Genomic DNA, 21,680 nt, shown 5'->3' on the forward strand with positions numbered 1-21,680 from the left:
GCCAACGCCTCGTTGTACGCGCGCTGTACGCAGAATATGCGCAGGTCAGCTTAGCGTTCCGCTTGTTGTCGGCAAGCACTCAGCTAGGAGTTATGCGATGCGTATGTCCCGGAGAGCCGCGCAGGCCGCTCTGACCGCAGCCGTCCTCGGCGGTTCCATGATCGTCACGGCGACCCCGGCCATGGCGGCGACGCTGGCACCGTCCTGTGTCGGCCGCATGGTCACGCAGACGACCGACGGATTCGACGTGCTGCTCTCGAACAAGTGCGGCTACACGGTCTCGGTGAAGGTCGACGTCTCGCTGGCCCCGGACAGCCCGTGTTACGTGATGTCGAAGGGCACCAGCAAGATGTTCTACTACCACGGCATCCTCGGTAACTACACGCGCACCATCACCTGCTGACGTCTGCCGTCGCCCCCGCGCACGGGTACGGGCCCCTTCCCCCTTGTGGCCCGTACCCGTCACGCGTCTTCGGTGAAGATCCGATGCAGGGTGCGTCCCGGCCATGGCCACGCGGCGCCGTCCCCCCGTACCCTCAAGCCCCTTCCGTCACAGGCTCTTCCAAGCCACGGACACCTACGCGTCCAGGGGGACCACGCCATGGGAACCGTCATTCCGACCGCCATCGTCATCATCTTCCTCGTGCTCCTGGTGGTCTGGATCGTCACCTCGTTCACGGGGGGCCGGAGGCGGTAGAGCTGTCTCCGAGGCGACGAGTGCGGTACGACGGGCCCGGAGCTCAAGCCGCGAGACGCGGGCGCTCTTTCTGAGGAATGGGTGGTGGGACCGTGCCCACCCTCCCGCCCTCCCCGGTGACCGGCGGACCCTCGCCCCGTCCGCTCCGCTCATGTGGCGAGCCGGAAGCCGGGCCTCCGTACCCACGCCCGGACGAACTCCGCCGAGCCGTACGCCTCGGGCCACGGGCTCGACGCCAGCGCGACGAGACCGGGGAGACCGGCCACCACCGACCGCTGCCCGTCCGCGAGTTCGGCGCACACGACGCCTCCGACGATGTCCATGACCGTGGCGGTCAGCAGGGCGGTGACGAGGTGGCTGACGGGGCGGGAGGCGGACGCCATGACGGTCACGGCGTGGGTGGGGGTGAAACCGATCAGGCTCTCCCGGTCGACCTCGTCGTCGTGCTCGGCGTCGAAGAGTTCCTCGTCGCCGATGCCCGGCCCCATGATCGAGACCGTAAACGGACAGGGCGGCTCCTCCTCGCCACCATCGTCCGTGGCGCCGAGACGGTCCGCGCGGACGCACAGGTCGTACGCACCAACCCGCGACTCCTCGAAGTACCAGGCCAGGCAGGCTAGATGATCGCGCAGCCGCTGCATGGTGCCGGGCGGGACGGGCCCCGCCAGCTCGATCGTCAGGACCGGTGGGCTCATGGGCGGAGCGTAGCCACCGGCACGATGAAACGGTACGGCGTAGCGGTACGGACTGGCGGTACGAAGCAGCCGCAAGGAGAGCAGGAAGGGCAACCTCCACCCAGAGGGTTGACTTTCTGCGATCAGCTTGCAACCTGCCGTAATCACGCTCTAGCGTCAGCCCCAACCAGACGGCCCCCGCCGGTGCACAAACACCTAGCAGGGGCCTGACCAGTTCCGATCGAATCGAGCGATCTCATGGCTGTCGACGAGTTTAGTGCTGCCCCTTCCTCCACGCCCGGCCCCGCGCCGGAACGTCATCCGATGGCGAACCCTGGCTACGGCAAGCACTCCGCACCCGGTCAACTCCGGTCCACCGGCCATGACTTCGCCCATCTCCGCCCCCGCGACGCGGCGGTCGCCGCCTATATCGACGGGCTCTGCGACGGGGCCGACATCTCCGTGAAAACGCTCGCCAAGGTGCTGCCCTACGGGCAGTGCGCGCTGCGGACGACGCTGAACCGGCTCCAGGAGGCCGGGCATCTGCGGCGGGGCCGCGAGTGTGTCGAGGCGGACGGGGTGCTGCTCTGGGTGACGCGGACCTTCTTCTCCCGTACGGCGCGCGACGACGCGTGGTGGGCGGCGTACGCCCAGGGCGACGTACCCCCGGACGCACCCCGACGCCGCACCCGTTCCCGCGCGTTCGTCCTGCTGGCCGCCCTCGGCCGGACGGCCCCCTCCCTCACCCTGTCCTCCGCCCACTGCACCGCGCTGGAGCCGCGCGTGACGGAATGGCTCGACCGGGGCGCCACCGAGGGCGAGATCCTGACCGCGCTCACCCAGGGCCTCCCCGTGCCCGTCCACAGCGCCTTCCACCTCGTCTCCGCCCGCCTGCGCGACAAACTGCCGCCCGCCCGCTCCGCCCCCGCCCGGCCCACCGTCCTCCTGCGGAGCCTGGAGTGCGGCGAGTGCCGGGCCCCCGGAAGCCCGGAGGCCCTGCTCGGCGGGGTGTGCGGGGCGTGCCGGGGCGGCCCGCTCGACGACACCCCGCACGGCGGCCCGGCCGGCGCGGTGCCCCCGCGGCTCGTACGGGACCGGATGAACGCCGTACGCGAGGGGCTGGTGCGCCGCTCAGTCCCGGCGGCTCGGAAGAAGCGACGCCAGCGCCTGTGAGCGCTGGGCGACGAGGTCGCCGTACGTGCCGTCGCGCTCGGCCCAGCGGTGCATGAGGACGCGCTCCACGAGGATCTCGTCCGGTGTGGGCTCCTGCGCGAGCAGCCGCATCGCCTCGGTGGCGTAGGCGTCGAGGGGCAGCGCGTGCGGGTTCACCTTCTCCTGTCCGCCCGTGGCGACGGCCGGCGGGACCAGCTCGACCACGCCGACTCCGGTACCGCCGAGCTGGGCGCGCAGCGCCTCGGAGTACGCGTGGACGGCGGCCTTCGACGCGGCGTAGCCGGGCATCGGCGGGAAGGGCAGGAAGGCGATGCCCGAGGTGACGGTGACGAACGTGCCGCTCCCCCGGCGGAGGAGGTGCGGGGTGAAGGCGTCGATCACCCGGATGGTGCCGAGCAGATTGACGTCGATCGTCGTGGCCGTCGCCGCGAAGTGCGCGGGGTCGCGGAGGTCCTCGGTGTGCATGACGCCCGCCATGGTCACGACGGTGTCCAGGCCGGGGTAGCGGGTCAGTACGGCGTCGCGGGCGGCGGTCACGGAGGCGTCGTCGCTCACGTCGACCCGGACGGTCCCGAAGCCCTCGTCGGCGAGTTCCGCGAGCGCGGCCCGGTTCCGTCCGCCCACGGCGACGGTGCTGCCCGCCTCCGCGAACCGGCGGGCCAGCTCCCGGCCGATGCCGGAGGTGCCGCCGACGACGAGGACGGTGCGGCTGGTGAGGTCCATGGTGGGTCCCCTTCTCGTGAGTGGGTGATGGTTTCGCCCGAGGCCCGGGGTGTTCTCCGGGCCCGGGGTGGGTCGCGGTTCTCCGGGCCCGGGGAGGATCGTGGCTGGTGCTTCTCCGGGCCCGGGGCGGGCCGTGGGTGGTGCTTCTCCGGGCCCGTCCTCGCAGTCTCGGCGTGCCGGGGCGGGGGCGGGAGGACCCCGTGCGTCCCTGGTCCTGGCAGGGCCCCCTTCCGCCGCCGCGTACCGGATTACCGTGGACGGCATGAAGGACGAGGAATCCGGCAACCGGCTCGGCGCGTACCTGCGCGCCCGGCGCGAACTGGTCTCCCCGGCGCAGGCGGGCATCCCGCCCGGCACGAACCGGCGCGTTCCCGGGCTGCGGCGCGAGGAGGTCGCCCTGCTCGCGGGGATCAGCCCCGACTACTACCTGCGCCTGGAGCGGGGCCGCGACACGAACCCCTCGCCCCAGGTCCTCTCCTCACTGGCCCGCGTCCTGCGCCTGGACGACATCGAGCGGGCGTATCTGCTCAGCCTCACGGCGGGCCGCCCCAGGGCCCCGCGCCGCAGACGGCCCGAGCGGGTGCCGGACCGGGTCCACCAGCTGCTGGCCCACCTGCCGGTCCCCGCGTTCGTGGAGGGCCGCGCCTTCGACGTGCTGGCCTCCAACCCGCCGGCCCTCGCCTTCTCACCGCGCCTGCGGCCCGGTCTGAACCGGCTCCGCTCCCTCTTCCTCGACCCCGAGGAACAGGCCTTCCAGCAGGACTGGGAGACCGCCGCCGTCGATTTCGTCGCCGCGCTGCGCACCACCATCGGGGACGACACCGACGACCCCCGCTTCGTCGAGCTCGTCGGCGAACTCTCCCTCTCCAGCGCCCGCTTCCGCACCCTCTGGGCCCGCCACGACGTCCGCGCCCTCGACGGCGGCACCACCACCGTCCACCACCCCGTCGTCGGAGAACTCCGCCTCCACCGCGACAAGCTCCCGGTGGACGACGTGATCCTCGTCGTCTACTACCCGGACAAGGACAGCCCCAGCGACGAGAAGCTGCGTCTCCTGACCACCCTCACCGCGTAAACGGCACACAGTCCGCCCCCACAAGACCTCCGGGTCACCCGCCCGGAACGACGACCCCGCGCAGCGCCTCCGGCACCGGACAGACCCGCTCCGCCGGGACCAACCGCCGCGCCCCGACCGGCCCGCCCCATCATCCCGCACGGGGCCGGTCAGGCCCCCGCATCCTCCGATTCCCCCGGCAGCAGCAACTCCGATTCCGCGTGCACCGTGAGCCGGATCGGGACGAACTCCGTCGCTTCGGCGCGGGGTCGGCCGGTGCCGGGGTTCTGGGCGTAGCGGGGGTGGGCGGTGGGGGCGAGTTGCCAGCGGATGCGGTGGCCGGGGGCGAAACGGTGGGCGGTGGTGCCCATGGCGACGGTGAGGTGGGCGGGTTCGCCGGGGGTGGTGCGGAGTTGGGCGATGCCGTCGCAGAGGTTGGTGGAGCGGCCCTGGGGGTCGACGTCGCAGAGGCGGGTGAAGACGTCGCCGTGGCCGGTGTCGGTGGAGGCGCTGATGCGGGCGGTGACGGGGCCGAGGACGGTGAGGGGTTCGGTCAGGGGCGGGCCGGTGAAGGTGAGGACGTCGTCGCGGGCCTCCAGGGCCGCGTTGTCGCGGGGGCCCGCGGTGCGGGAGAGGAGGGGGCCGCCGAGGGTGGGTGCGGGGTCGGCCGGGTCGTGGCGGACGGTGGCCAGGGGGGCGTCGTCCGTGGGGGGCTGAGGGGTGAGGTGGCCGTCGGGGGTCGGGTGCAGGGAGGTGGTGGCGGCGGGGGCGGGCGGCCAGGCGTCCAGGTCGCGCCAGCCGGTCTCGGTGTCGGAGCCGGAGCCGCCCACGTGGACGCGTACGGGGGTGGGGCGCAGGCCCGAGCGGTCGTCGCAGAGGTGGGCGCGGAGCCAGGCCAGGGTGTCGGCGAAGACCTCGGGCCAGCCCTGCTGGAGAGCGGAGGTGTGGGTCCAGGGGCCGAGCAGCAGCGTGCTCTCGGTGCCCGCGCGGCGCAGCCGCTCGTACTGCGCGAAGGTCTGCCCGGCGAGGACGTCGTACCGGCCGGTGATCAGGGCGGTGGGGACGCCGGAGGTGTCGGCGGCCCTGGCGGTGGACGCCCCCTGCCAGTACGGGTCGTCCGCGTCGGGGTGGGTCACCACGTCGTCCAGCCAGGGCACGTCCGTCCCGAGCGCCGCCGTGTAGGAGCCGCGCAGCGGGCGGGCCGCGGTGATCGCGCGCATCCCGCGCTGGAGGCGCAGCGTCGCCCTGATGAGGGGAAGCATGCCGCGCTGCTGGTAGGTCATGCCCGCGCCGACCGCGAGCGCGGTCTCCAGATGGAGCACCCCGTTCGTGTGGAAGAGGGCGTACGGATCGTGCAGGCCGACCTGGACCGCCATCGCCTTCAGTTCCGGCGGCGGGTCCAGGGCCAGGGCCCACTGGACGTAGCCGAGGTAGCTGGGGCCGACCGTGCCCAGGGCGCCCGTGAACCAGGGCTGTTCCCGCAGCCAGGCCACCGTCGCCAGGCCGTCCGCGGCCTCGTTGCGCCAGAGGTCGAAGGTGCCGCCCGAGCCGCCGGTGCCGCGGCAGCTCTGGAGGACGACGTGGAAGCCCTGTTCGGCGAAGAGGATCCCGTACTGCGGGGACCACGGCACACCCCGCCCGTAGGGCGAGCGGACCAGCAGGGTGGGGAAGTCGCCCTCCTCCCGGGGGAAGTAGTGGTCGGTGACCAGTGCGCTGCCGTCGGCCGCCGGCACCGTCAGACCGGACTCCCGGGCGACCTTGTGGCGGGCGGCGGGCAGCCCCTTCCAGGTGGCCCGCATCAACCGCGCGGACAGCGGCGGCTTCGCCGACGGGGGCGCCCAGGAGGACTTCGGCCGGTCGGCATGCGCGGGTGTTGTCATCGTTCGCCTCCGTCGCTCACATCATTCTCGTACTGTGTACGAGAATAACGGACGCGTCGACGCCCCGGATGATGGGGTACGGGCACGGCGGGACGGGACAGCCGCGCGAGGAACAAGGAAGGGAGCGGCGCGATCGTGAGCCGTACGGACGGGGCCGGGGAGCAGGAGGGCGGGAACGCCGCCCGGGGCGGGGGTGCCGCCCGGGGTGAGGGTGCTGCCCGGGACGGGGGCGCCGCCCGCGACGGGGGTACCACCCGGACCGGGGTTGCCGCCCGGAGCGGAGGCATCGATCCCAGACAGCTCTGGCTCGCGCACGGCGGACCCCGGCGGGGGCGCCGGCCCGCCTTCAGCCGGGCGGCGATCACCGCGGCCGCCGTGGCCCTGGCGGACGCCGAGGGGATCGACGCCGTCACCATGCGGCGGGTCGCCGCCGAGGTCGGCGCGGGCGTCATGTCGCTCTACAGCTACGCGCCCGACAAGGAGACGCTGCTGGACCTGATGATCGACCACGTCGCCGGCGAGCTGTCCGCGTCCGGCCCGCTCACCGGCGACTGGCGCGCCGATCTCAAGACCATCGGCCACCGGCAGCGCGCCCATATGCTCCGGCACCCCTGGCTGCCCGCCGCCGTGCGGGACCCCCGCACACCGGGCCCCCGCACGCTCGCCTTCCTGGAGCACGCGCTGGCCGCCCTGCGGCCCAGCGGGCTCGACGGGGCGGCGCGCCTGGAGGTCTTCGCCCAGCTCACCTCGTTCGTGGCGGCCCAGGTGGCCTTCGAGGTCGGTCAGGCCCGGGTGGCCCGGGACCCCGGCCGGGTCGCCGCCGAAGCGCTCTATCTGGCCGAGGTCGCCACCGACGGCAACCATCCGGAACTGGCCGAGGCGCTGGCGACCGCCGGCCGGCCCGCCACCCCGGACGCCGTGTTCGACCGCTTCCTCACCCGTCTCGTCGACGGCCTCGACGCGGACTGAGCCCGGACACGCAGAAACACCGGACACGCAGAAACACCGGGACGCCACAACGACACCGGACGCGCAACGACACCGGCCCCCGGGGACGAGTCCCCGGGGGCCGGTGTCTGCGTACTGCTGGGCCGCTGATCCGTCAGGATCAGAAGTCCATGTCACCGCCCGGCATGCCGCCCGGAGCGCCCGCGGCAGCGGCCTTCTCCGGCTTGTCGGCGATGACGGCCTCGGTGGTGAGGAAGAGCGCGGCGATGGACGCGGCGTTCTGCAGGGCGGAGCGCGTGACCTTCGCCGGGTCGAGAATGCCCTCGGCGATCATGTCGACGTACTCGCCGGTCGCGGCGTTCAGACCGTGGCCGACGGCCAGGTTGCGCACCTTCTCGACGACGACGCCGCCCTCAAGACCACCGTTGACGGCGATCTGCTTCAGCGGGGCCTCCAGCGCCAGCTTGACGGCGTTGGCGCCGGTCGCCTCGTCACCCGAGAGCTCCAGCTTCTCGAAGACGGCCGAGGCCTGGAGCAGAGCCACGCCACCACCGGCGACGATGCCCTCCTCGACGGCGGCCTTGGCGTTGCGCACCGCGTCCTCGATGCGGTGCTTGCGCTCCTTGAGCTCGACCTCGGTGGCGGCACCGGCCTTGATGACGGCCACGCCGCCGGCCAGCTTCGCCAGACGCTCCTGGAGCTTCTCGCGGTCGTAGTCCGAGTCGGAGTTCTCGATCTCGGCACGGATCTGGTTGACGCGGCCCTGGACCTGGTCGCTGTCACCGGCGCCGTCGACGATCGTCGTCTCGTCCTTGGTGATGACGACCTTGCGGGCGCGGCCGAGCAGGTCGAGACCGGCGTTCTCCAGCTTGAGGCCGACCTCCTCGGAGATGACGGTGCCACCGGTGAGGATGGCGATGTCGCCGAGCATGGCCTTGCGGCGGTCACCGAAGCCCGGGGCCTTGACGGCGACGGACTTGAAGGTGCCACGGATCTTGTTGACGACCAGGGTCGACAGGGCCTCGCCCTCGACGTCCTCGGCGATGATCAGCAGCGGCTTGCCGGACTGCATGACCTTCTCCAGCAGCGGAAGGAGGTCCTTCACGTTGCTGACCTTGGAGTTGACGATCAGGATGTACGGGTCGTCCAGGGACGACTCCATGCGCTCCATGTCGGTGGCGAAGTACGCCGAGATGTAGCCCTTGTCGAAGCGCATACCCTCGGTGAGCTCCAGCTCCAGACCGAAGGTCTGGGACTCCTCGACGGTGATGACGCCTTCCTTGCCGACCTTGTCCATGGCCTCGGCGATGAGCTCGCCGATCTGGGTGTCGGCGGCGGAGATGGAGGCCGTCGAAGCGATCTGCTCCTTGGTCTCCACGTCCTTGGCCTGCTCCAGGAGGGCGGCGGAGACGGCCTCGACGGCCTTCTCGATGCCCCGCTTGAGAGCCATCGGGTTCGCACCCGCGGCCACGTTGCGCAGGCCCTCGCGGACGAGCGCCTGGGCGAGAACGGTGGCGGTGGTCGTACCGTCGCCGGCGACGTCGTCCGTCTTCTTGGCGACCTCCTTGACCAGCTCCGCACCGATCTTCTCGTACGGGTCCTCCAGCTCGATCTCCTTGGCGATGGACACACCATCGTTGGTGATCGTGGGGGCGCCCCACTTCTTCTCGAGGACGACGTTGCGACCCTTGGGGCCAAGGGTGACCTTGACGGCGTCGGCGAGCTGGTTCATGCCGCGCTCGAGACCGCGCCGGGCCTCCTCGTCGAACGCGATGATCTTGGCCATGTGAAGTGGTCCTCCCGGACAGGGGTGGATTGCTCCGGACCGAGTGGCGCCCGCGACGGACGGCCTGCGTGCCGGTGGTTCCTTGCCCCACCGGACCTGCGGGCCTCACCGGCCCGGTCCAAGTTCTGTCACTCTCACCTGGAGAGTGCTAAGCCCAATGATTAGCACTCGACCCCCTTGAGTGCAAGCGCCTCCCTCCGGAGTGTGGACAACCGGAGGGGCGGCCGGGGGCGACGGGAGGGGCGGCCGGGCAGGTGGACGCACACGCGCGGAGGGCCCGTACCCGGGGATGCTTCCCCTGGGTCCGGGCCCTCCGTGCCTGAGTGGCGTCGTTGACCGACTGCGTCGTGTCCGGCCGGGCTCAGCCGACGGCGAGCTTGACCATGTCCGCCTGCGGCCCCTTCTGGCCCTGCGAGATCTCGAACTCAACTCGCTGACCCTCTTCGAGGGTGCGGTACCCGTCCATCTGGATCGCGCTGTAGTGGACGAAAACATCCGCACCACCGTCGACCGCGATGAAGCCGTACCCCTTCTCCGCGTTGAACCACTTGACGGTGCCCTGAGCCATGCCTAACTCCCCTATTACTGGCCCTTTCACAGGACCGCACTTCGCGGACCCGGGTCAGAACCCACCCTCCGTCAGGAGAGGGTGCGTGCGCCGGAACGCGTCGACCGCGGCTGAATGTATCTGCCCAACTGCCCTCTGCAACAGGTCAATCAGACGAGAATTCTGAGCAGCCCCGATCGCCCGAATATGGGGAATTCATGAGATTCCAGGGCAAGTCGGGCCAGGCAAAGGCCACTTATGGCGCAAGCTGCTCGAACACTTTGGCTGCATCTTGTCGTGGCCGGGCGCATTCTCGTATGCGGGCGGCACGGGCAGCGGAGGGGACTTCCCACACTCTACCGCGCTCAACCATGCAGAATTGCCCCCTCCGCTTCTCTCGCGGAGGGGGCAATACCGGTGACGCGGTGGAGTCGGGCCGCCCGGAGCGGCCCGGGGATCAGCAGCCGCCGGCGACGGCGGGGATGATCGAGATGCCGGCGCCGTCCGGGGTGGCCGTGTCCAGGCCGCCCTCGAAGCGGACGTCGTCGTCGTTGACGTACACGTTGACGAAGCGGCGGAGCTTGCCCTGGTCGTCCAGGACGCGGGCGGCGATGCCCGGGTGGTTCTTCTCCAGGGACTCGATCACCTCGGAGAGGACGGCACCCTCCGCGGGGACCTCGGCCTGGCCGCCGGTGTAGGTACGGAGGATGGTGGGGATGCGGACCTTGACGCTCATGGTGTGCCCTTCCTGAAGTCTCGGGTGATCGAAAGCTACTCAGTTACCGGCGAGTCCGGCCGCGCGGAACGCGTCGAGGTTCGGCCGGATCGTGGCCGTCGCCTGAGAGGTCTCGGCCACCGCGTCCAGGGTCTTGAGGCCGTCCCCGGTGTTCAGGACGACGGTGGTGAGCGCCGGGTCGAGCAGGCCGTCCTCGATGAGCTTCTTCGTCACGCCGACGGTCACGCCGCCCGCGGTCTCGGCGAAGATGCCCTCGGTGCGGGCCAGCAGCTTGATCGCGTCGACGATCTGCTCGTCGTTCACGTCCTCCACCGCGCCGCCGGTGCGGCGGGCGATGTCCAGGACGTACGGGCCGTCGGCCGGGTTGCCGATCGCGAGGGACTTGGCGATCGTGTTCGGCTTCTGCGGGCGGACCACGTCGTGGCCGGCCTTGAAGGCGGCGGAGACCGGGGAGCAGCCCTCGGCCTGGGCACCGAAGATCTTGTACGGCTTGTCCTCGACCAGCCCGAGCTTGATCAGCTCGCGCAGCCCCTTGTCGATCTTGGTCAGCTGGGAGCCGGACGCGATCGGGATGACGATCTGGTCGGGCAGCCGCCAGCCGAGCTGCTCGCAGATCTCGTACGCCAGGGTCTTGGAGCCCTCGCCGTAGTACGGGCGCAGGTTGACGTTGACGAAGCCCCAGCCCTCGCCCAGCGGGTCGCCGATGAGCTCGGAGCAGAAGCGGTTGACGTCGTCGTAGTTGCCCTCGATGCCGACCAGCTCGCCGCCGTACACCGCGGCCATGACGACCTTGCCCTGCTCCAGGTCGTGCGGGATGAAGACGCAGGAACGCAGGCCGGCGCGGGCGGCGGCGGCGCCGACGGCGCCGGCCAGGTTGCCGGTGGAGGAGCAGGACAGGGTGGTGAAGCCGAAGGCGCGGGCGGCCTCGACGGCGATCGCGACGACGCGGTCCTTGAAGGAGTGCGTCGGGTTGCCGGAGTCGTCCTTGACGTACAGGCCGCCGGTGACGCCCAGCTCGCGGGCGAGGTTGTCGGCCTTGACCAGCTTGGTGAAGCCGGGGTTGAGGTTGGGCTTCTCGGCGACGTCGGCGGGCACCGGCAGCAGCGGCGCGTAACGCCAGATGTTGTCCGGACCGGCCTCGATGCGCTTCTTCAGCTCCTCGGGAGAGCCGCTCGGGAGGTCGTACGCCACTTCGAGCGGCCCGAAACAGGACGCGCAGGCGAAGATCGGGCCGAGGGCGAATCGCTCGCCGCATTCGCGGCAGGAAAGCGCGGCGGCGGGACCCAGGTCCGGGGAGGAATCGGTGTGAACTGCGACAGTCTCAACAGCCATGATGGCGAGGCCCTTTCTCCTCATCTTCCTCATGGCGCGTTTCGCCACGAGACGGAATTGGCACCTTCCCCACCGAACCTCGCGGTCGGCAGGAGGGTTGCCGGGACTTCAACGGGCCGTTCCCTCTGTCCCTCTGGATGAGCGCTGTGGCACCGGATCATGGGCGCACCATGGATCCGGGCGTTTATCGGCGGACGGACCCCGGCATGCGATGGCCATCTGCGTTGTTCAAGACTGTAACCGAAGCACCGGAGGGTTGAGATAGTCGTCCGGTCCGCGAGATGGATCACATACAGGGAGTGCCGACCGTGCTGGAAGAGGTCGAACGCTGGCTGGCCAGGCGTTCCTGGTCGGCCGCCGACCGTCCGCTGGACCGTCTGCTGGCCGCCAGGGCCGGTCTGGGGGCCGGGGACCCGCACGGCGGGAGCGTCAGCGTGGTGCTGCCCGCGCTGAACGAGGCGGAGACCGTCGGTGACATCGTCGCGACGGTCCGGCGCGAGCTGATGGAGAAGGTCCGGCTGGTCGACGAGCTGGTGGTGATCGACTCCGGTTCGACGGACGCCACCGCCGAGGTGGCCCGCCGGGCGGGCGCCCGGGTGATCCACCGGGACGCGATCCTGCCGCGTCTGCCGGCCGTCCCCGGCAAGGGCGAGGTGCTGTGGCGGTCACTCCTGGTGACCGGCGGGGACATCGTCTGCTTCGTGGACGCGGACCTGAGGGAGTTCTCCGCGGACTTCGTCTCGGGCATCGTCGGACCGCTGCTGACCGATCCGTCGGTGCAGTTCGTCAAGGCGATGTACGACCGCCCGTTCGGGGACACCGCGGGCCAGGGCGGCCGGGTCACGGAGATGGTGGCGCGCCCGCTGCTCAACCTGCACTGGCCGCAGCTGGCCGGTTTCGTCCAGCCGCTGGGCGGCGAGTACGCGGTGCGGCGCTCCCTGCTGGAGCGGCTGCCGTTCCCGGTCGGTTACGGGGTGGAGCTGGGCCTGCTGGTCGACGCCCTGCACACCGTGGGCCTGGACGCCCTCGCGCAGGTGGACGTCGGGGTCCGCCGCCACCGCCACCAGGACGGCCAGGCGCTCGGCCGGATGGCCGCCGCGATCTACCGGACCGCGCAGCTGCGGCTCTCCCGGGGCCATCTGGTCCGCCCCCATCTGACCCAGTTCGAACGCGGCGAGCACGGCTTCGTCCCGCACACCTATCCGGTGGACACCGAGGAACGGCCGCCGATGCGCGAGATCGAGGAGTACGTTTCAGGCCGCGCGGCCTGACTTCGCACGTTTGGGCGGTTCGTGATCGGGCTAGATTCCGCAACATGGTCTCCGAGCACGCCCCGCAGCCCGCTGCCCAGGTCCTCGTCGCGTCCAACCGCGGCCCGGTCTCGTACACGCTCCGTGACGACGGCTCGCTCGACGCCAAGCGCGGCGGCGGCGGTCTCGTCTCCGGGCTGAGCGCCGTCGACGACAAGGTCTGGGTCTGCGCCGCCCTGGGCGACGGCGACCGCGAGGCGGTCCGCAGAGGGGCGGCCGAGCCGGGCGTCCGGATGCTCGACATCGACGCGGACGTGCACGCCGACGCGTACAACGGCATCGCCAACTCGGTCCTCTGGTTCATCCACCACCTGCTCTACCAGACGCCCGTCGAGCCCGTCTTCGACGCGGAGTTCCGGCGGCAGTGGGCGTCCTACGAGGCCTACAACCGGGCCTTCGCCGACGCGCTCGCCGAGGAGGCCGGGCCGGGCGCGGCGGTCCTCGTGCAGGACTACCACCTGGCCCTGGTCCCCGGCATGCTCCGGGCGCTCCGCCCCGATCTGCGGATCGGGCACTTCTCGCACACCCCGTGGGCGCCCGTCGACTACTTCCGGCTGCTGCCCGACGACATCGCCGAGCAGCTGCTGCGCGGCATCCTCGGGGCGGACCGGGCGGCGTTCCTGACCCGCCGCTGGGCCGACGCGTTCCTCGCCTGCTGCACGGACCTCCTCGGCGGCACCGGACGCACCCGCGTCGGGGTGCACGGGCTGGGCGCCGACGGCGACTTCCTGCGCCGCCGGTCGCACGAACCGGACGTGGACGAGCGGATGGCGGCCCTGCGCGAGCAGGTGGGCCCCGGCCGGAAGACGATCGTCCGCGTGGACCGTACGGAGCTGTCGAAGAACATCGTCCGCGGACTGCACGCCTACCGCGCCCTGCTCGACGCCCGGCCCGAATGGCGCGGCCGCGTCGTCCACATCGCGTTCGCCTACCCCTCCCGCCAGGACCTGGCCGTCTACCGGGAGTACACCGAGGAGGTGCGCCGCGTCGCCGACGGCGTCAACGAGGCGTACGGCACGGCGGACTGGACCCCGGTCGTCCTGCACGTCGAGGACGACTTCGCCCGCTCCCTCGCCGCGTACCGGCTGGCCGACGTCGCCCTCGTCAACCCGATCCGGGACGGCATGAACCTGGTCGCCAAGGAGGTCCCGGTCGTCTCCGACGAGGGCTGCGCGCTGGTCCTGTCCCGGGAGGCGGGGGCGTACGAGGAGCTGGGCGAGGACGCGCTCGTGGTCAACCCCTACGACGTCTCCGCCACGGCCGTCGCCCTGCACGAGGCCCTGACCATGGCCGGTGACGAACGGGCGGACCGCAGCCGCAGGCTCGCCGAGGCGGGAACGGCGCTGCCGCCGCAGCGCTGGTTCCTGGACCAACTGGAGGCGCTGCGGCGGGAGTAGGGGCGGCGGTCAGCCCTTCCGTTCCCGGATCCGGTCCGCGAGCGCCCGCAGGAAGCCGACGACCGCCTCCGGGCCGGGGAGCGACAGGTCGGCGCGCTCGGCCAGTTCGGTGACCTCGGTGCTGCCGCTGCAGACCAGCAGGCCCGGGGTGCCGCCGGCGCGGAGCTTCTCCACCGCCGCGTACGCGGCGAGGTCGCCGAGGTCGTCGCCCGCGTAGAGCACGGACTCGGCGCCCACCTCGCGGAGGTAGCGGGTGAGGGCGACGCCCTTGTCCATGCCGGGCGGGCGCAGTTCCAGGACGAGTCGGCCCGGTTCGACGATCAGGCCGTGCCGGGCGGCGAGTTCGCCGAGCGGGCCGCGCAGCGCCTCGAAGGCGCCCTGCGGGTCGGCGGCGCGGCGGGTGTGGACGGCGACGGCCTGGCCCTTCTCCTCGGTCCAGGTGCCGTGCCAGGCGTCGAACCGGTCGAGCACGCCCGGGAGTTCGGCCCGGACGGCGGCGACGCCGGGGTGCGGGGCCGGGGTGGTGACGGTGCCGGTGGCGGCGTCCCAGCGTTCGGCGCCGTAGTGGCCGAGGACGACGAGGCGGTCCAGGCCGGGCACTCCGGCGAAGCCGCCGCGCCGGACCGCGACGCCGGCCTGCCGGCCGGTGATCACGGCGACGGAGGCGACCAGCGGGGAGAGCGCGACCAGGGCCTCGACGGCGCCGGGATGGGCGCGGGCCTGTTCCGGGTCCGGGACGATGTCGGCGAGCGTGCCGTCGAAGTCGAGCGCGACGACCGCGCGGCCGGGCCGGGCCAGGAGCGCGTCCAGACCCTCCTGCCCGGCGGCGGTGTCGGGGGTCGGCAGAGGCGGGGTGTGCGGGTGGCTGCCCATGGTTCGAGCGTAGCCGTGCGACGGCCCGGGTGCCGGGGTTCGGGGTCTGTCCCCGGGCGGGGTCCGTGCCGGTCCCGGCGGGGTGAAGCCGTGGTGATGCCGAGGCGATACGGCGGCTGGCTAGCGTCCCCGCAGATGTCCACGAGGGAGGCACGCATGTCCGGCGACCGGATGTCCCAGGCCTGGGACTGGCTGAGCACGTACCCGATCCATCCGCATCCCGAACTCGGGCGCGACGGAGTCGTCTGCCCGTACATGGTCAAGGCGATCCGCCGCCGGTACGTCACCATGGAGGAGTTCGACGCGACCCAGGGCGACGAGGCGCTGATGGCGCTGGCCCGCAAGCTGCGGGCGGGGGTTCTGGAGAAGGCGGCGGAGCTGGGCTCCGACCGGCTGTACCTGGTGGGCATGGCCGTGCCGTACGGGCTGCCCGAGCCGGAACTGAAGGCGATGGTCGCCCGGGTGCACGCCGCGCTCAAGCCGGAGTTCGTGGCGCTCGGGCTGATGATCGGCGACTTCTGGCCCGAGCACGAGACGATCGGGCTCCACAACGACGACTTCCGGCCGTTCACCAGCCCCATGCCGCTGCTGGGCATGCGCCACATCACCCCGGCCGATCTTCCGTTCTTCGTGAAGCACGAACCCGACCCGGACGACCGGCTGCGCCTTCTGGCGAATTTCCGGCGGCTTTTCGAGGGCCGGCTCAACGCCTATTGGACGGACCGGCTGAACGAGTCCGTACGCGAGGCCGAGAAGGAACGGGAAAGCACACGCGTTCCCGCCTGAACCAGGGCCGACCCGAAAGGCAGGTGATACCGGTCATGCACCAGGAGGCCGAATGCCATGTCTGGCTGCAGCGGCCGCTGACCCGCCCCGCGTCCTGGTTCGGTCTGCTGGAGCCGGCGGAACTCAGCCGCTGCTCCTCCTATGTGCAGGAACTCGACCTGGCCCGCTTCGTCACCGGGCGGGTGCTCGCCAGGACCGCGCTCGGCGCGCTGCTGGGGGCACCGCCCGAGACGGTCCGGCTGCGCACCCGGTGCGCGGAGTGCGGCGGGGCCCACGGCAAGCCCGAGGCGGTCGGCGCGGCCGCCGGCTGGGAGCTGTCGATCTCGCACTCCGGCGAGGTGGTGGCCGTGGCCGTGGTCCGCGGCCGGGCCGTCGGCGTGGACGTCGAGGAGTTCCCCGGGCCGTCGGACCGGGCCCGCGGGCCCGCCCCGGGAGGGCTCGCGGGGGTGCCCGCGGAGTTCGAGCTCGTGCTGACCGACGAGGAGCGGACCGTCGTGGCCGCGCTGCCGCCCCGGGACCGGGCGCGGGCCTGCCTCACGTACTGGACCCGCAAGGAGGCGGTGCTGAAGGCGACCGGCGAGGGCCTGTACACGGCCATGACCGATCTCGGCGTCTCTCCGCCGCACGCCCCCGCCGCGCTGCTGCACCGGCACGGACCGGGGGGCGGTACGCGGTCGCTGCCCGCGCTCGCCGATCTGCCCATGGACGGGGCCTACCACGGGGCGGTGGCCGTGCTCGGTGCCCGTTCCGTCGCCGTACGCATGCACAGCGGCGCGGAAATGCTGGCCGAACGGTTCCGGTAAATCCGCTCGATAACGGAAGGAAAACCCGCCCGGTTAGCTTCGGGACATGGATCGCCACCCGGCACGCACCGCACGGGAAACGGGCTCGGTCCAGCGCTCTTCTCAGCTCATCTTTCGGTTTCGGAACAAGGAGATGCCCAGTGATCAAGTCAGTCGTCATCGTCGGTGGAGGAACCGCGGGATGGATGAGCGCCACCTACCTCAAGGCCGCCTTCGGTGACCGCATCGACGTCACCGTCGTGGAGTCCGCCCGGGTGTCGAGCATCGGCGTCGGCGAGGCCACCTTCAGTACGGTCCGCCACTTCTTCGACTACCTGGGTCTCGACGAGACCGACTGGCTGCCGCACGTGGCCGGTTCGTACAAGATGGGCATCCGCTTCGAGAACTGGCGCAAGGCCGGCGACCACTTCTACCACCCGTTCGAACGGCTCCGTTCCTCCGACGGATTCTCGCTCGCCGACTGGTGGCTGAAGGAGGGCGACCGCACCCAGCCGTTCGACCGGGGCGTCTACCTCACCCCGCACCTGTGCGAGGCACAGCGCTCCCCGCGGATGCTGGGCGGTTCGCTGTTCGCCGGCGGTCTCGACGACTCGCTGGGCCGCTCGACGCTCCAGGAGCAGCGGACCCAGTTCCCGTACGCGTACCACTTCGACGCCTCGCTGCTGGCGAAGTTCCTGACGACGTACGGCACCGACCGGGGCGTGCGGCACGTCACGGACGACGTGCTGGACGTCGCCCGCGACGAGCGCGGCTGGATCAGCCATGTCACCACGCGCGAGCACGGCGACGTGGCCGGCGATCTGTTCATCGACTGCACCGGCTTCCGCGGGCTGCTGATCAACCAGGCGCTGGAGGAGAAGTTCGTCTCCTTCGAGGACGTCCTGCCCAACAACCGGGCCGTCGCGCTGCGCATCCCCAAGCCGGACCAGGCCACCGAGGGCATGAACCCGTACACCACCGCGACCGCGATGGACGCGGGCTGGATATGGACGATCCCGCTGTTCGGCCGGCACGGCAACGGCTATGTGTACTCCGACCAGTTCTGCTCGCCGGAGGAGGCCGAGCGCACGCTGCGGCAGTTCGCCGCCCCGGGCCAGGACGACCTGGAGGCCAACCACATCCGGATGCGCATCGGCCGCAACGAGCGCTCCTGGGTCAACAACTGCGTGGCCATCGGCCTGGCGAGCGCGTTCGTCGAGCCGCTGGAGTCGACCGGCATCTTCTTCATCCAGCACGGCATCGAGCAGCTGGTGAAGAACTTCCCGGACGCCAACTGGGACCCGCAGCTGCGCAACGACTACAACAACCGGGTCGCCGAGGTCCTCGACGGCGTCAAGGAGCTGCTGGTCCTGCACTACGTGGCCGCGGCCCGCGAGGACACCCCGTACTGGAAGGAGGCCAAGACCCGCCCCCTGCCGGACGGTCTCGCCGAGCGCCTGGCCCTCGCCTCCTCGCACCTGCTGGACGACCGGAGCATCTACCAGCCCTACCACGGCTTCGAGGAGTACTCCTGGATCACCATGCTGATGGGTCTCGGCCACGAGCCCGCCGGTCCCCGGCCGGCCCTCGCGCACATCGACCCGACGGCCGCGCGCGCCGAGCTGGCCGCGGTGCAGAACGACGCGAAGCGCCTGGTCGAGGCGCTTCCCAGCTGCTACGAGTACCTCGCCTCGCTCCACTGAGCGCGAGCTGCCCCTCCCCGCCGCCGGTGCCCGCGCCCACCCCCCTCCGTGCGGGCACCGGCGGCCCCGTACACCGGCCCCATTCCGTTTACGCGCCTGGAGGCGAGTGACCATGCCAGCCCAGTCCGCCCCGCGGACCGCGGACCCGCGTCCGGGTCTGCGTTCCGTGAAACCGTGGGAGCGTCCGACGCCCCCCGCCTTTCCCGAACGGCCCCCGGTGGCCGTGGACGCGTTCCGTTCCCTGATGAGCGCCTTCCCCTCCGGGGTCGCCGTGATCACCACCTACGGTCCGGACGGGCTGCCGCGCGGGCTCACCTGCTCGTCGCTGGCGAGCGTGACGTCCGAGCCGCCGACCCTGTCGGTCTGCCTCACCAGCAGCGGCGAGACGCTGCGGGCGCTGCGCACGCACGGCTCCTTCGCGGTGAACCTGCTGCACGACGGCGGCCAGGAGGCCGCCGAGGTGTTCGCCCGGCCCGTCCCCGACCGCTTCGACCGGGTCGCGTGGTGCCCCACGCCCGGCGCGGGGCTGCCCCGGCTGGTCAATGACGCGTTCACGACGGCCGATTGCCGCGTGTCCGACTTGATCGAAGTCGGCGATCATACGATGGTGCTGGGCGAAGTGACCGGAGTTGTCCAGGAGTCGGGGACTCCGCTGCTGTACGGGTCGCGCCGTTTCGCGCAGTGGCCCGGCGGCGCCGTCCCCGGGACCCGCCCCGCTCCGGAAGGGGTGGCGTCATGACCGTCTCGACGGTCCCCCCGGTGCGTCCGGGCGCACCGCGCTCCCGGCGCCCCGCCGTGGGCATCGCCGCCGGTCTGGTGGTGCTGGTGAGCGCGGTCGTCGTCTGGGGGCCCGGTCTGGTGCGCGGCGGTGAGGGGCACGGCGGGGTCGATCCGACCGCCCGGTTCCTGCTGGCCGTCGCCGTGATCGTGCTGGTCAGCCACTTATTGGGCACGGTGCTGCGCCGGTTCGGGCAGCCCGCCGTGATCGGGGAGATCGTCGGGGGTCTGGTGCTGGGGCCGTCCGCGCTCGGCTGGGCCTGGCCGTCGGCCCAGGCGTGGCTGCTGCCCGCCGAGGTGAAGTCGACCATGGCGATGGCGGCGCAGCTCGGACTGGTCACCTTCATGTTCCTGCTCGGCTGCGAGCTGCGCATGGAGCGGGTCAGCTCGGGCCGGACCGCGCTGGCCGCGACGGTCCTGGGCGGGATGGGGCTGCCGTTCCTGGCCGGTGCCGGGATCGCCCTGGCCGCGCCGGACGTGCTGCGCGGGGCCTCCGCCCATCACACCGGCTACGCGGTCTTCTTCGGTCTGGCGCTGTCGGTCACCGCGCTGCCGGTGCTGGCCCGGGTCCTGGTCGACCTGCGGATGGACCGCTCGGAGCTGGGGACGTTCGCCCTGGCCGGCGCGGCCGTCGGGGACGGCGTGGCCTGGCTGGCGCTCACCGTCATCCTCGCGATGACCAGCGCCACCGGCAGTGTCGCCGCCACGGTCGGGCTGACGCTCGCCCTGGTCACCGTCACGGTCCTGGTCGTCCGGCCGCTGCTGGCCGCCGCCGTGCACGTCGCGGAGAAGCAGCCGGGCGGCGCCAAGGTGATGCTGCCCATGATGCTGCTGGCGGGGGCCGTCGCCTATGCGGCGATCACCCAGGTCATCGGGTTGCACCCGGTGATCGGCGCCTTCCTGTTCGGCACGGTCGTGCCGCGCGGCTCCCGGTCGGCGGAGCGGATGAACGAGCAGTTGCAGGGCTTCACCCTGGCGGTGCTGCTGCCGCTGTTCTTCGCCGGGATCGGGCTCAACGTCTCGGTCCGCGGGCTGGGCCTGGCCCCCTGGCACTGGGCCGTCCTGGTGGCCGTCGTGGCCGCCGCGACCGTGACCAAGTTCGTCGGCGCCGGGGGCGCCGCACGGGCGGCGGGCATGCCCCGCAACGAGGCGATGCGGCTCGGCGCGCTGATGAACTGCCGCGGCGTGACCGAGATCGTCGTCGCCGGAATCGGCTACGAGGCGGGGCTGATCGGGGCGAACGGGCTGACCGTCCTCGTCCTGATGGCGCTGGTGACCACGGCGCTGACCGGTCCGCTGCTCCGGGCCTTCGGGGTCCGTCCCCCGTCCCCCTCCGACGCGTCCCCGTACCCCGCCGACGAGGGCCCCTCCCCCGACGGCCCGCCGGCCGCCGCGTCCGTCCCCATCACCGCACCCGCCGAGCGGCGGGCCCGCACCCAGGAGGTCTGAGATGTCCCCCGTCGACTCGTCCCGGCTCGTGGAGCACCAGGCGCACCTCGCCGCGCTCGACCGCTCGATCATCTCCCTGATCGAGGAACGCGCCAGCACCGACGTCCAACTCCGCACCCTGCGACGCCTCGCCGGGCTGCATGAGTTCCAACTCACCCGGGAAAACGAGGTTCTGCATCAGTATCACGACGCTCTCGGACGCCAGGGCACCTCGATCGCGCTCCAATTGCTGTCGATCGCGCGCAACGAGGTCCGGCGGCCGGTGGGTGTCGAGGAGACTGCCACCGCAGCCTGATCCCTGTGCCCGGTGGGGGAACGCCCCCGCCGGGCACATTTCCGCGTCCGCACCCAGGAAAGGAACCCCCCCCCTCATGCCGCACACCGTCCGTCCCCACGCCCCGCTCGCCGCCGCGGACGAGCCCACCGGCCTGCGCGGGCTGTTCGTCCTGCCGTTCCGCCGGCAGACCTGGAGATATGTGCTGTACGCGCTGCTGCTGCCGCTCGCGCTGGCCCTGATCCTGGGCCTGCAGTACCCGATGAAGACCGCCCAGGAGAAGGGCCATCCGGAGATCGGCACGGTGGTCCTGCTGGCGGTGCTGGTCGTGGTCGCCGTGTTCGGCCCCCGCTTCGAGCGGGTGCGGGCGCGGTTCTGGCTGGGCGAGGAGATCGGCCGCCGCACGGGCGGGCGGCGCTTCTGGCGCAACGCGGCGTTCTTCCTGCTCAACATGGTGACGGGCGCGCTGGCGTTCCTCGCGGTGGCCGGCTGGCTCCTGATCTCCGTGCGCAATCTGACGTACCCGTTCTGGGGCTGGCGTTCCTACCCGGACCCGGCCTGGGGCGGGCCGCACCCGCTCGGTGTGGTCTCGCTGCACTTCCTGGCCGGTGTCGTGGCGCTCTTCGTCGGTCCGTGGATCATCGTGCGGCTGGCCCGGCTCCAGGTCCGGCTGGTGCGCGGCTTCATCGGGGAGGAGCGGCCCTCCTGACCGTACGGGCACACCGCACGGGTCCGGAACGTCGTCGACGGCCGGGCGGGACCGGATTCCGGTCCCGCCC

The 21,680-nt window shown here is 71.9% G+C and carries 21 protein-coding genes and 1 riboswitch; of the genes, 13 read left to right on the top strand and 8 right to left on the bottom strand.

Going from position 1 to position 21,680, the window contains the following annotated elements:
* Nucleotides 1–97: 97 nt before the first annotated feature.
* Nucleotides 98–403, top strand: a complete 306-nt coding sequence (locus tag ACFVDM_RS36810) for a beta-Ig-H3/fasciclin (RefSeq protein WP_383651042.1) — start codon at nucleotides 98–100, stop codon at nucleotides 401–403.
* 443 nt (nucleotides 404–846) lie between these two features.
* On the opposite strand, the gene ACFVDM_RS36815 is transcribed toward ACFVDM_RS36810, so the two are convergent.
* Nucleotides 847–1,392 carry a DUF6368 family protein gene (locus tag ACFVDM_RS36815; protein ID WP_383651043.1) on the bottom strand — a complete coding sequence of 182 codons (546 nt, stop codon included), beginning with the start codon at nucleotides 1,390–1,392 and terminating at the stop codon, nucleotides 847–849.
* A gap of 303 nt (nucleotides 1,393–1,695) precedes the next feature.
* Here ACFVDM_RS36815 and ACFVDM_RS36820 point away from each other — a divergent pair, with 303 nt between their 5' ends.
* A complete protein-coding gene (locus tag ACFVDM_RS36820; protein ID WP_383651044.1) occupies nucleotides 1,696–2,544 on the top strand; it encodes a hypothetical protein in 849 nt (282 codons plus the stop codon).
* Here ACFVDM_RS36820 and ACFVDM_RS36825 read toward each other — a convergent pair.
* The gene (locus ACFVDM_RS36825; protein WP_383651045.1) at nucleotides 2,503–3,267 is read right to left on the bottom strand and encodes an SDR family oxidoreductase; all 765 of its coding nucleotides are present in this window, start codon (nucleotides 3,265–3,267) and stop codon (nucleotides 2,503–2,505) included. The genes ACFVDM_RS36820 and ACFVDM_RS36825 overlap by 42 nt on opposite strands.
* 262 nt (nucleotides 3,268–3,529) lie before the next feature.
* On the opposite strand from ACFVDM_RS36825, the gene ACFVDM_RS36830 reads away from it, so the two are divergent.
* Nucleotides 3,530–4,342 (top strand): helix-turn-helix transcriptional regulator, encoded by an 813-nt coding sequence (locus tag ACFVDM_RS36830; RefSeq protein WP_383651046.1) that lies wholly within the window; start codon nucleotides 3,530–3,532, stop codon nucleotides 4,340–4,342.
* A 149-nt stretch (nucleotides 4,343–4,491) separates the two neighbouring features.
* On the opposite strand, the gene ACFVDM_RS36835 is transcribed toward ACFVDM_RS36830, so the two are convergent.
* Complete coding sequence (locus tag ACFVDM_RS36835) at nucleotides 4,492–6,201, bottom strand: CocE/NonD family hydrolase (protein WP_383651047.1); 1,710 nt, start codon at nucleotides 6,199–6,201, stop codon at nucleotides 4,492–4,494.
* A 285-nt stretch (nucleotides 6,202–6,486) separates the two neighbouring features.
* On the opposite strand from ACFVDM_RS36835, the gene ACFVDM_RS36840 reads away from it, so the two are divergent.
* Nucleotides 6,487–7,170 (top strand): TetR/AcrR family transcriptional regulator C-terminal domain-containing protein, encoded by a 684-nt coding sequence (locus ACFVDM_RS36840; protein ID WP_383651064.1) that lies wholly within the window; start codon nucleotides 6,487–6,489, stop codon nucleotides 7,168–7,170.
* Between the two features lie 139 nt (nucleotides 7,171–7,309).
* Here ACFVDM_RS36840 and groL read toward each other — a convergent pair whose 3' ends face one another.
* The 4 genes from groL to thrC all read right to left on the bottom strand — a co-directional run bounded on the left by groL (nucleotide 7,310) and on the right by thrC (nucleotide 11,550).
* Nucleotides 7,310–8,935: a chaperonin GroEL gene (gene groL, locus ACFVDM_RS36845; RefSeq protein ID WP_383651048.1), complete on the bottom strand. Its 1,626-nt coding sequence runs from the start codon at nucleotides 8,933–8,935 to the stop codon at nucleotides 7,310–7,312.
* 361 nt (nucleotides 8,936–9,296) lie between these two features.
* Complete coding sequence (locus tag ACFVDM_RS36850) at nucleotides 9,297–9,503, bottom strand: cold-shock protein (protein WP_003967346.1); 207 nt, start codon at nucleotides 9,501–9,503, stop codon at nucleotides 9,297–9,299.
* Nucleotides 9,504–9,939: 436 nt separating this feature from the next.
* A complete protein-coding gene (locus ACFVDM_RS36855) occupies nucleotides 9,940–10,218 on the bottom strand; it encodes a MoaD/ThiS family protein (protein WP_383651049.1) in 279 nt (92 codons plus the stop codon).
* A 39-nt stretch (nucleotides 10,219–10,257) separates the two neighbouring features.
* Nucleotides 10,258–11,550 carry a threonine synthase gene (gene thrC, locus ACFVDM_RS36860; protein WP_383651050.1) on the bottom strand — a complete coding sequence of 431 codons (1,293 nt, stop codon included), beginning with the start codon at nucleotides 11,548–11,550 and terminating at the stop codon, nucleotides 10,258–10,260.
* A gap of 17 nt (nucleotides 11,551–11,567) precedes the next feature.
* Nucleotides 11,568–11,694, bottom strand: a riboswitch (SAM riboswitch).
* A 164-nt stretch (nucleotides 11,695–11,858) separates the two neighbouring features.
* Here thrC and ACFVDM_RS36865 point away from each other — a divergent pair.
* A complete protein-coding gene (locus ACFVDM_RS36865) occupies nucleotides 11,859–12,821 on the top strand; it encodes a glucosyl-3-phosphoglycerate synthase (RefSeq protein ID WP_383651065.1) in 963 nt (320 codons plus the stop codon).
* 44 nt (nucleotides 12,822–12,865) lie between these two features.
* A complete protein-coding gene (locus tag ACFVDM_RS36870) occupies nucleotides 12,866–14,257 on the top strand; it encodes a trehalose-6-phosphate synthase (RefSeq protein WP_383651051.1) in 1,392 nt (463 codons plus the stop codon).
* 9 nt (nucleotides 14,258–14,266) lie between these two features.
* Here ACFVDM_RS36870 and otsB read toward each other — a convergent pair whose 3' ends face one another.
* The gene (gene otsB, locus ACFVDM_RS36875; RefSeq protein ID WP_383651052.1) at nucleotides 14,267–15,130 is read right to left on the bottom strand and encodes a trehalose-phosphatase; all 864 of its coding nucleotides are present in this window, start codon (nucleotides 15,128–15,130) and stop codon (nucleotides 14,267–14,269) included.
* A gap of 135 nt (nucleotides 15,131–15,265) precedes the next feature.
* On the opposite strand from otsB, the gene ACFVDM_RS36880 reads away from it, so the two are divergent.
* The 7 genes from ACFVDM_RS36880 to ACFVDM_RS36910 all read left to right on the top strand — a co-directional run bounded on the left by ACFVDM_RS36880 (nucleotide 15,266) and on the right by ACFVDM_RS36910 (nucleotide 21,610).
* Nucleotides 15,266–15,916 carry a DUF6875 domain-containing protein gene (locus ACFVDM_RS36880; RefSeq protein ID WP_383651053.1) on the top strand — a complete coding sequence of 217 codons (651 nt, stop codon included), beginning with the start codon at nucleotides 15,266–15,268 and terminating at the stop codon, nucleotides 15,914–15,916.
* 35 nt (nucleotides 15,917–15,951) lie between these two features.
* Nucleotides 15,952–16,719 carry a 4'-phosphopantetheinyl transferase family protein gene (locus ACFVDM_RS36885; protein ID WP_383651054.1) on the top strand — a complete coding sequence of 256 codons (768 nt, stop codon included), beginning with the start codon at nucleotides 15,952–15,954 and terminating at the stop codon, nucleotides 16,717–16,719.
* 140 nt (nucleotides 16,720–16,859) lie between these two features.
* On the top strand, nucleotides 16,860–18,401 hold the full coding sequence (locus tag ACFVDM_RS36890) for a tryptophan halogenase family protein (RefSeq protein WP_383651055.1): 1,542 nt from the start codon (nucleotides 16,860–16,862) through the stop codon (nucleotides 18,399–18,401).
* Nucleotides 18,402–18,645: 244 nt separating this feature from the next.
* Nucleotides 18,646–19,140, top strand: a complete 495-nt coding sequence (locus tag ACFVDM_RS36895; RefSeq protein WP_383651056.1) for a flavin reductase family protein — start codon at nucleotides 18,646–18,648, stop codon at nucleotides 19,138–19,140.
* Complete coding sequence (locus ACFVDM_RS36900; protein WP_383651057.1) at nucleotides 19,137–20,627, top strand: cation:proton antiporter; 1,491 nt, start codon at nucleotides 19,137–19,139, stop codon at nucleotides 20,625–20,627. The genes ACFVDM_RS36895 and ACFVDM_RS36900 overlap by 4 nt, the downstream gene beginning before the upstream one ends.
* A 1-nt stretch (nucleotide 20,628) precedes the next feature.
* Entirely contained in the window at nucleotides 20,629–20,922 is a 294-nt protein-coding gene (locus tag ACFVDM_RS36905; RefSeq protein WP_383651058.1) for a chorismate mutase, read from the top strand.
* Between the two features lie 76 nt (nucleotides 20,923–20,998).
* Nucleotides 20,999–21,610: a sensor domain-containing protein gene (locus tag ACFVDM_RS36910; RefSeq protein ID WP_383651059.1), complete on the top strand. Its 612-nt coding sequence runs from the start codon at nucleotides 20,999–21,001 to the stop codon at nucleotides 21,608–21,610.
* Nucleotides 21,611–21,680: the final 70 nt, after the last annotated feature.

Origin of the sequence: Streptomyces sp. NPDC057682 (assembly GCF_042799575.1) — a bacterium.
In the GTDB taxonomy this organism is placed as follows: domain Bacteria; phylum Actinomycetota; class Actinomycetes; order Streptomycetales; family Streptomycetaceae; genus Streptomyces.

Bases quoted from the DNA above. Each gene is read 5' to 3' on its own strand.
- otsB (WP_383651052.1), bottom strand. From the start codon at position 15,130: ATGGGCAGCCACCCGCACACCCCGCCTCTGCCGACCCCCGACACCGCC.
- ACFVDM_RS36895 (WP_383651056.1), top strand. From the start codon at position 18,646: ATGAGCGCCTTCCCCTCCGGGGTCGCCGTGATCACCACCTACGGTCCG.
- thrC (WP_383651050.1), bottom strand. From the start codon at position 11,550: ATGGCTGTTGAGACTGTCGCAGTTCACACCGATTCCTCCCCGGACCTG.
- ACFVDM_RS36830 (WP_383651046.1), top strand. From the start codon at position 3,530: ATGAAGGACGAGGAATCCGGCAACCGGCTCGGCGCGTACCTGCGCGCC.
- groL (WP_383651048.1), bottom strand. From the start codon at position 8,935: ATGGCCAAGATCATCGCGTTCGACGAGGAGGCCCGGCGCGGTCTCGAG.
- ACFVDM_RS36880 (WP_383651053.1), top strand. From the start codon at position 15,266: ATGTCCACGAGGGAGGCACGCATGTCCGGCGACCGGATGTCCCAGGCC.
- ACFVDM_RS36825 (WP_383651045.1), bottom strand. From the start codon at position 3,267: ATGGACCTCACCAGCCGCACCGTCCTCGTCGTCGGCGGCACCTCCGGC.
- ACFVDM_RS36900 (WP_383651057.1), top strand. From the start codon at position 19,137: ATGACCGTCTCGACGGTCCCCCCGGTGCGTCCGGGCGCACCGCGCTCC.
- ACFVDM_RS36835 (WP_383651047.1), bottom strand. From the start codon at position 6,201: ATGACAACACCCGCGCATGCCGACCGGCCGAAGTCCTCCTGGGCGCCC.
- ACFVDM_RS36850 (WP_003967346.1), bottom strand. From the start codon at position 9,503: ATGGCTCAGGGCACCGTCAAGTGGTTCAACGCGGAGAAGGGGTACGGC.
- ACFVDM_RS36810 (WP_383651042.1), top strand. From the start codon at position 98: ATGCGTATGTCCCGGAGAGCCGCGCAGGCCGCTCTGACCGCAGCCGTC.
- ACFVDM_RS36910 (WP_383651059.1), top strand. From the start codon at position 20,999: ATGCCGCACACCGTCCGTCCCCACGCCCCGCTCGCCGCCGCGGACGAG.
- ACFVDM_RS36885 (WP_383651054.1), top strand. From the start codon at position 15,952: ATGCACCAGGAGGCCGAATGCCATGTCTGGCTGCAGCGGCCGCTGACC.
- ACFVDM_RS36905 (WP_383651058.1), top strand. From the start codon at position 20,629: ATGTCCCCCGTCGACTCGTCCCGGCTCGTGGAGCACCAGGCGCACCTC.
- ACFVDM_RS36870 (WP_383651051.1), top strand. From the start codon at position 12,866: ATGGTCTCCGAGCACGCCCCGCAGCCCGCTGCCCAGGTCCTCGTCGCG.
- ACFVDM_RS36815 (WP_383651043.1), bottom strand. From the start codon at position 1,392: ATGAGCCCACCGGTCCTGACGATCGAGCTGGCGGGGCCCGTCCCGCCC.
- ACFVDM_RS36820 (WP_383651044.1), top strand. From the start codon at position 1,696: ATGGCGAACCCTGGCTACGGCAAGCACTCCGCACCCGGTCAACTCCGG.
- ACFVDM_RS36855 (WP_383651049.1), bottom strand. From the start codon at position 10,218: ATGAGCGTCAAGGTCCGCATCCCCACCATCCTCCGTACCTACACCGGC.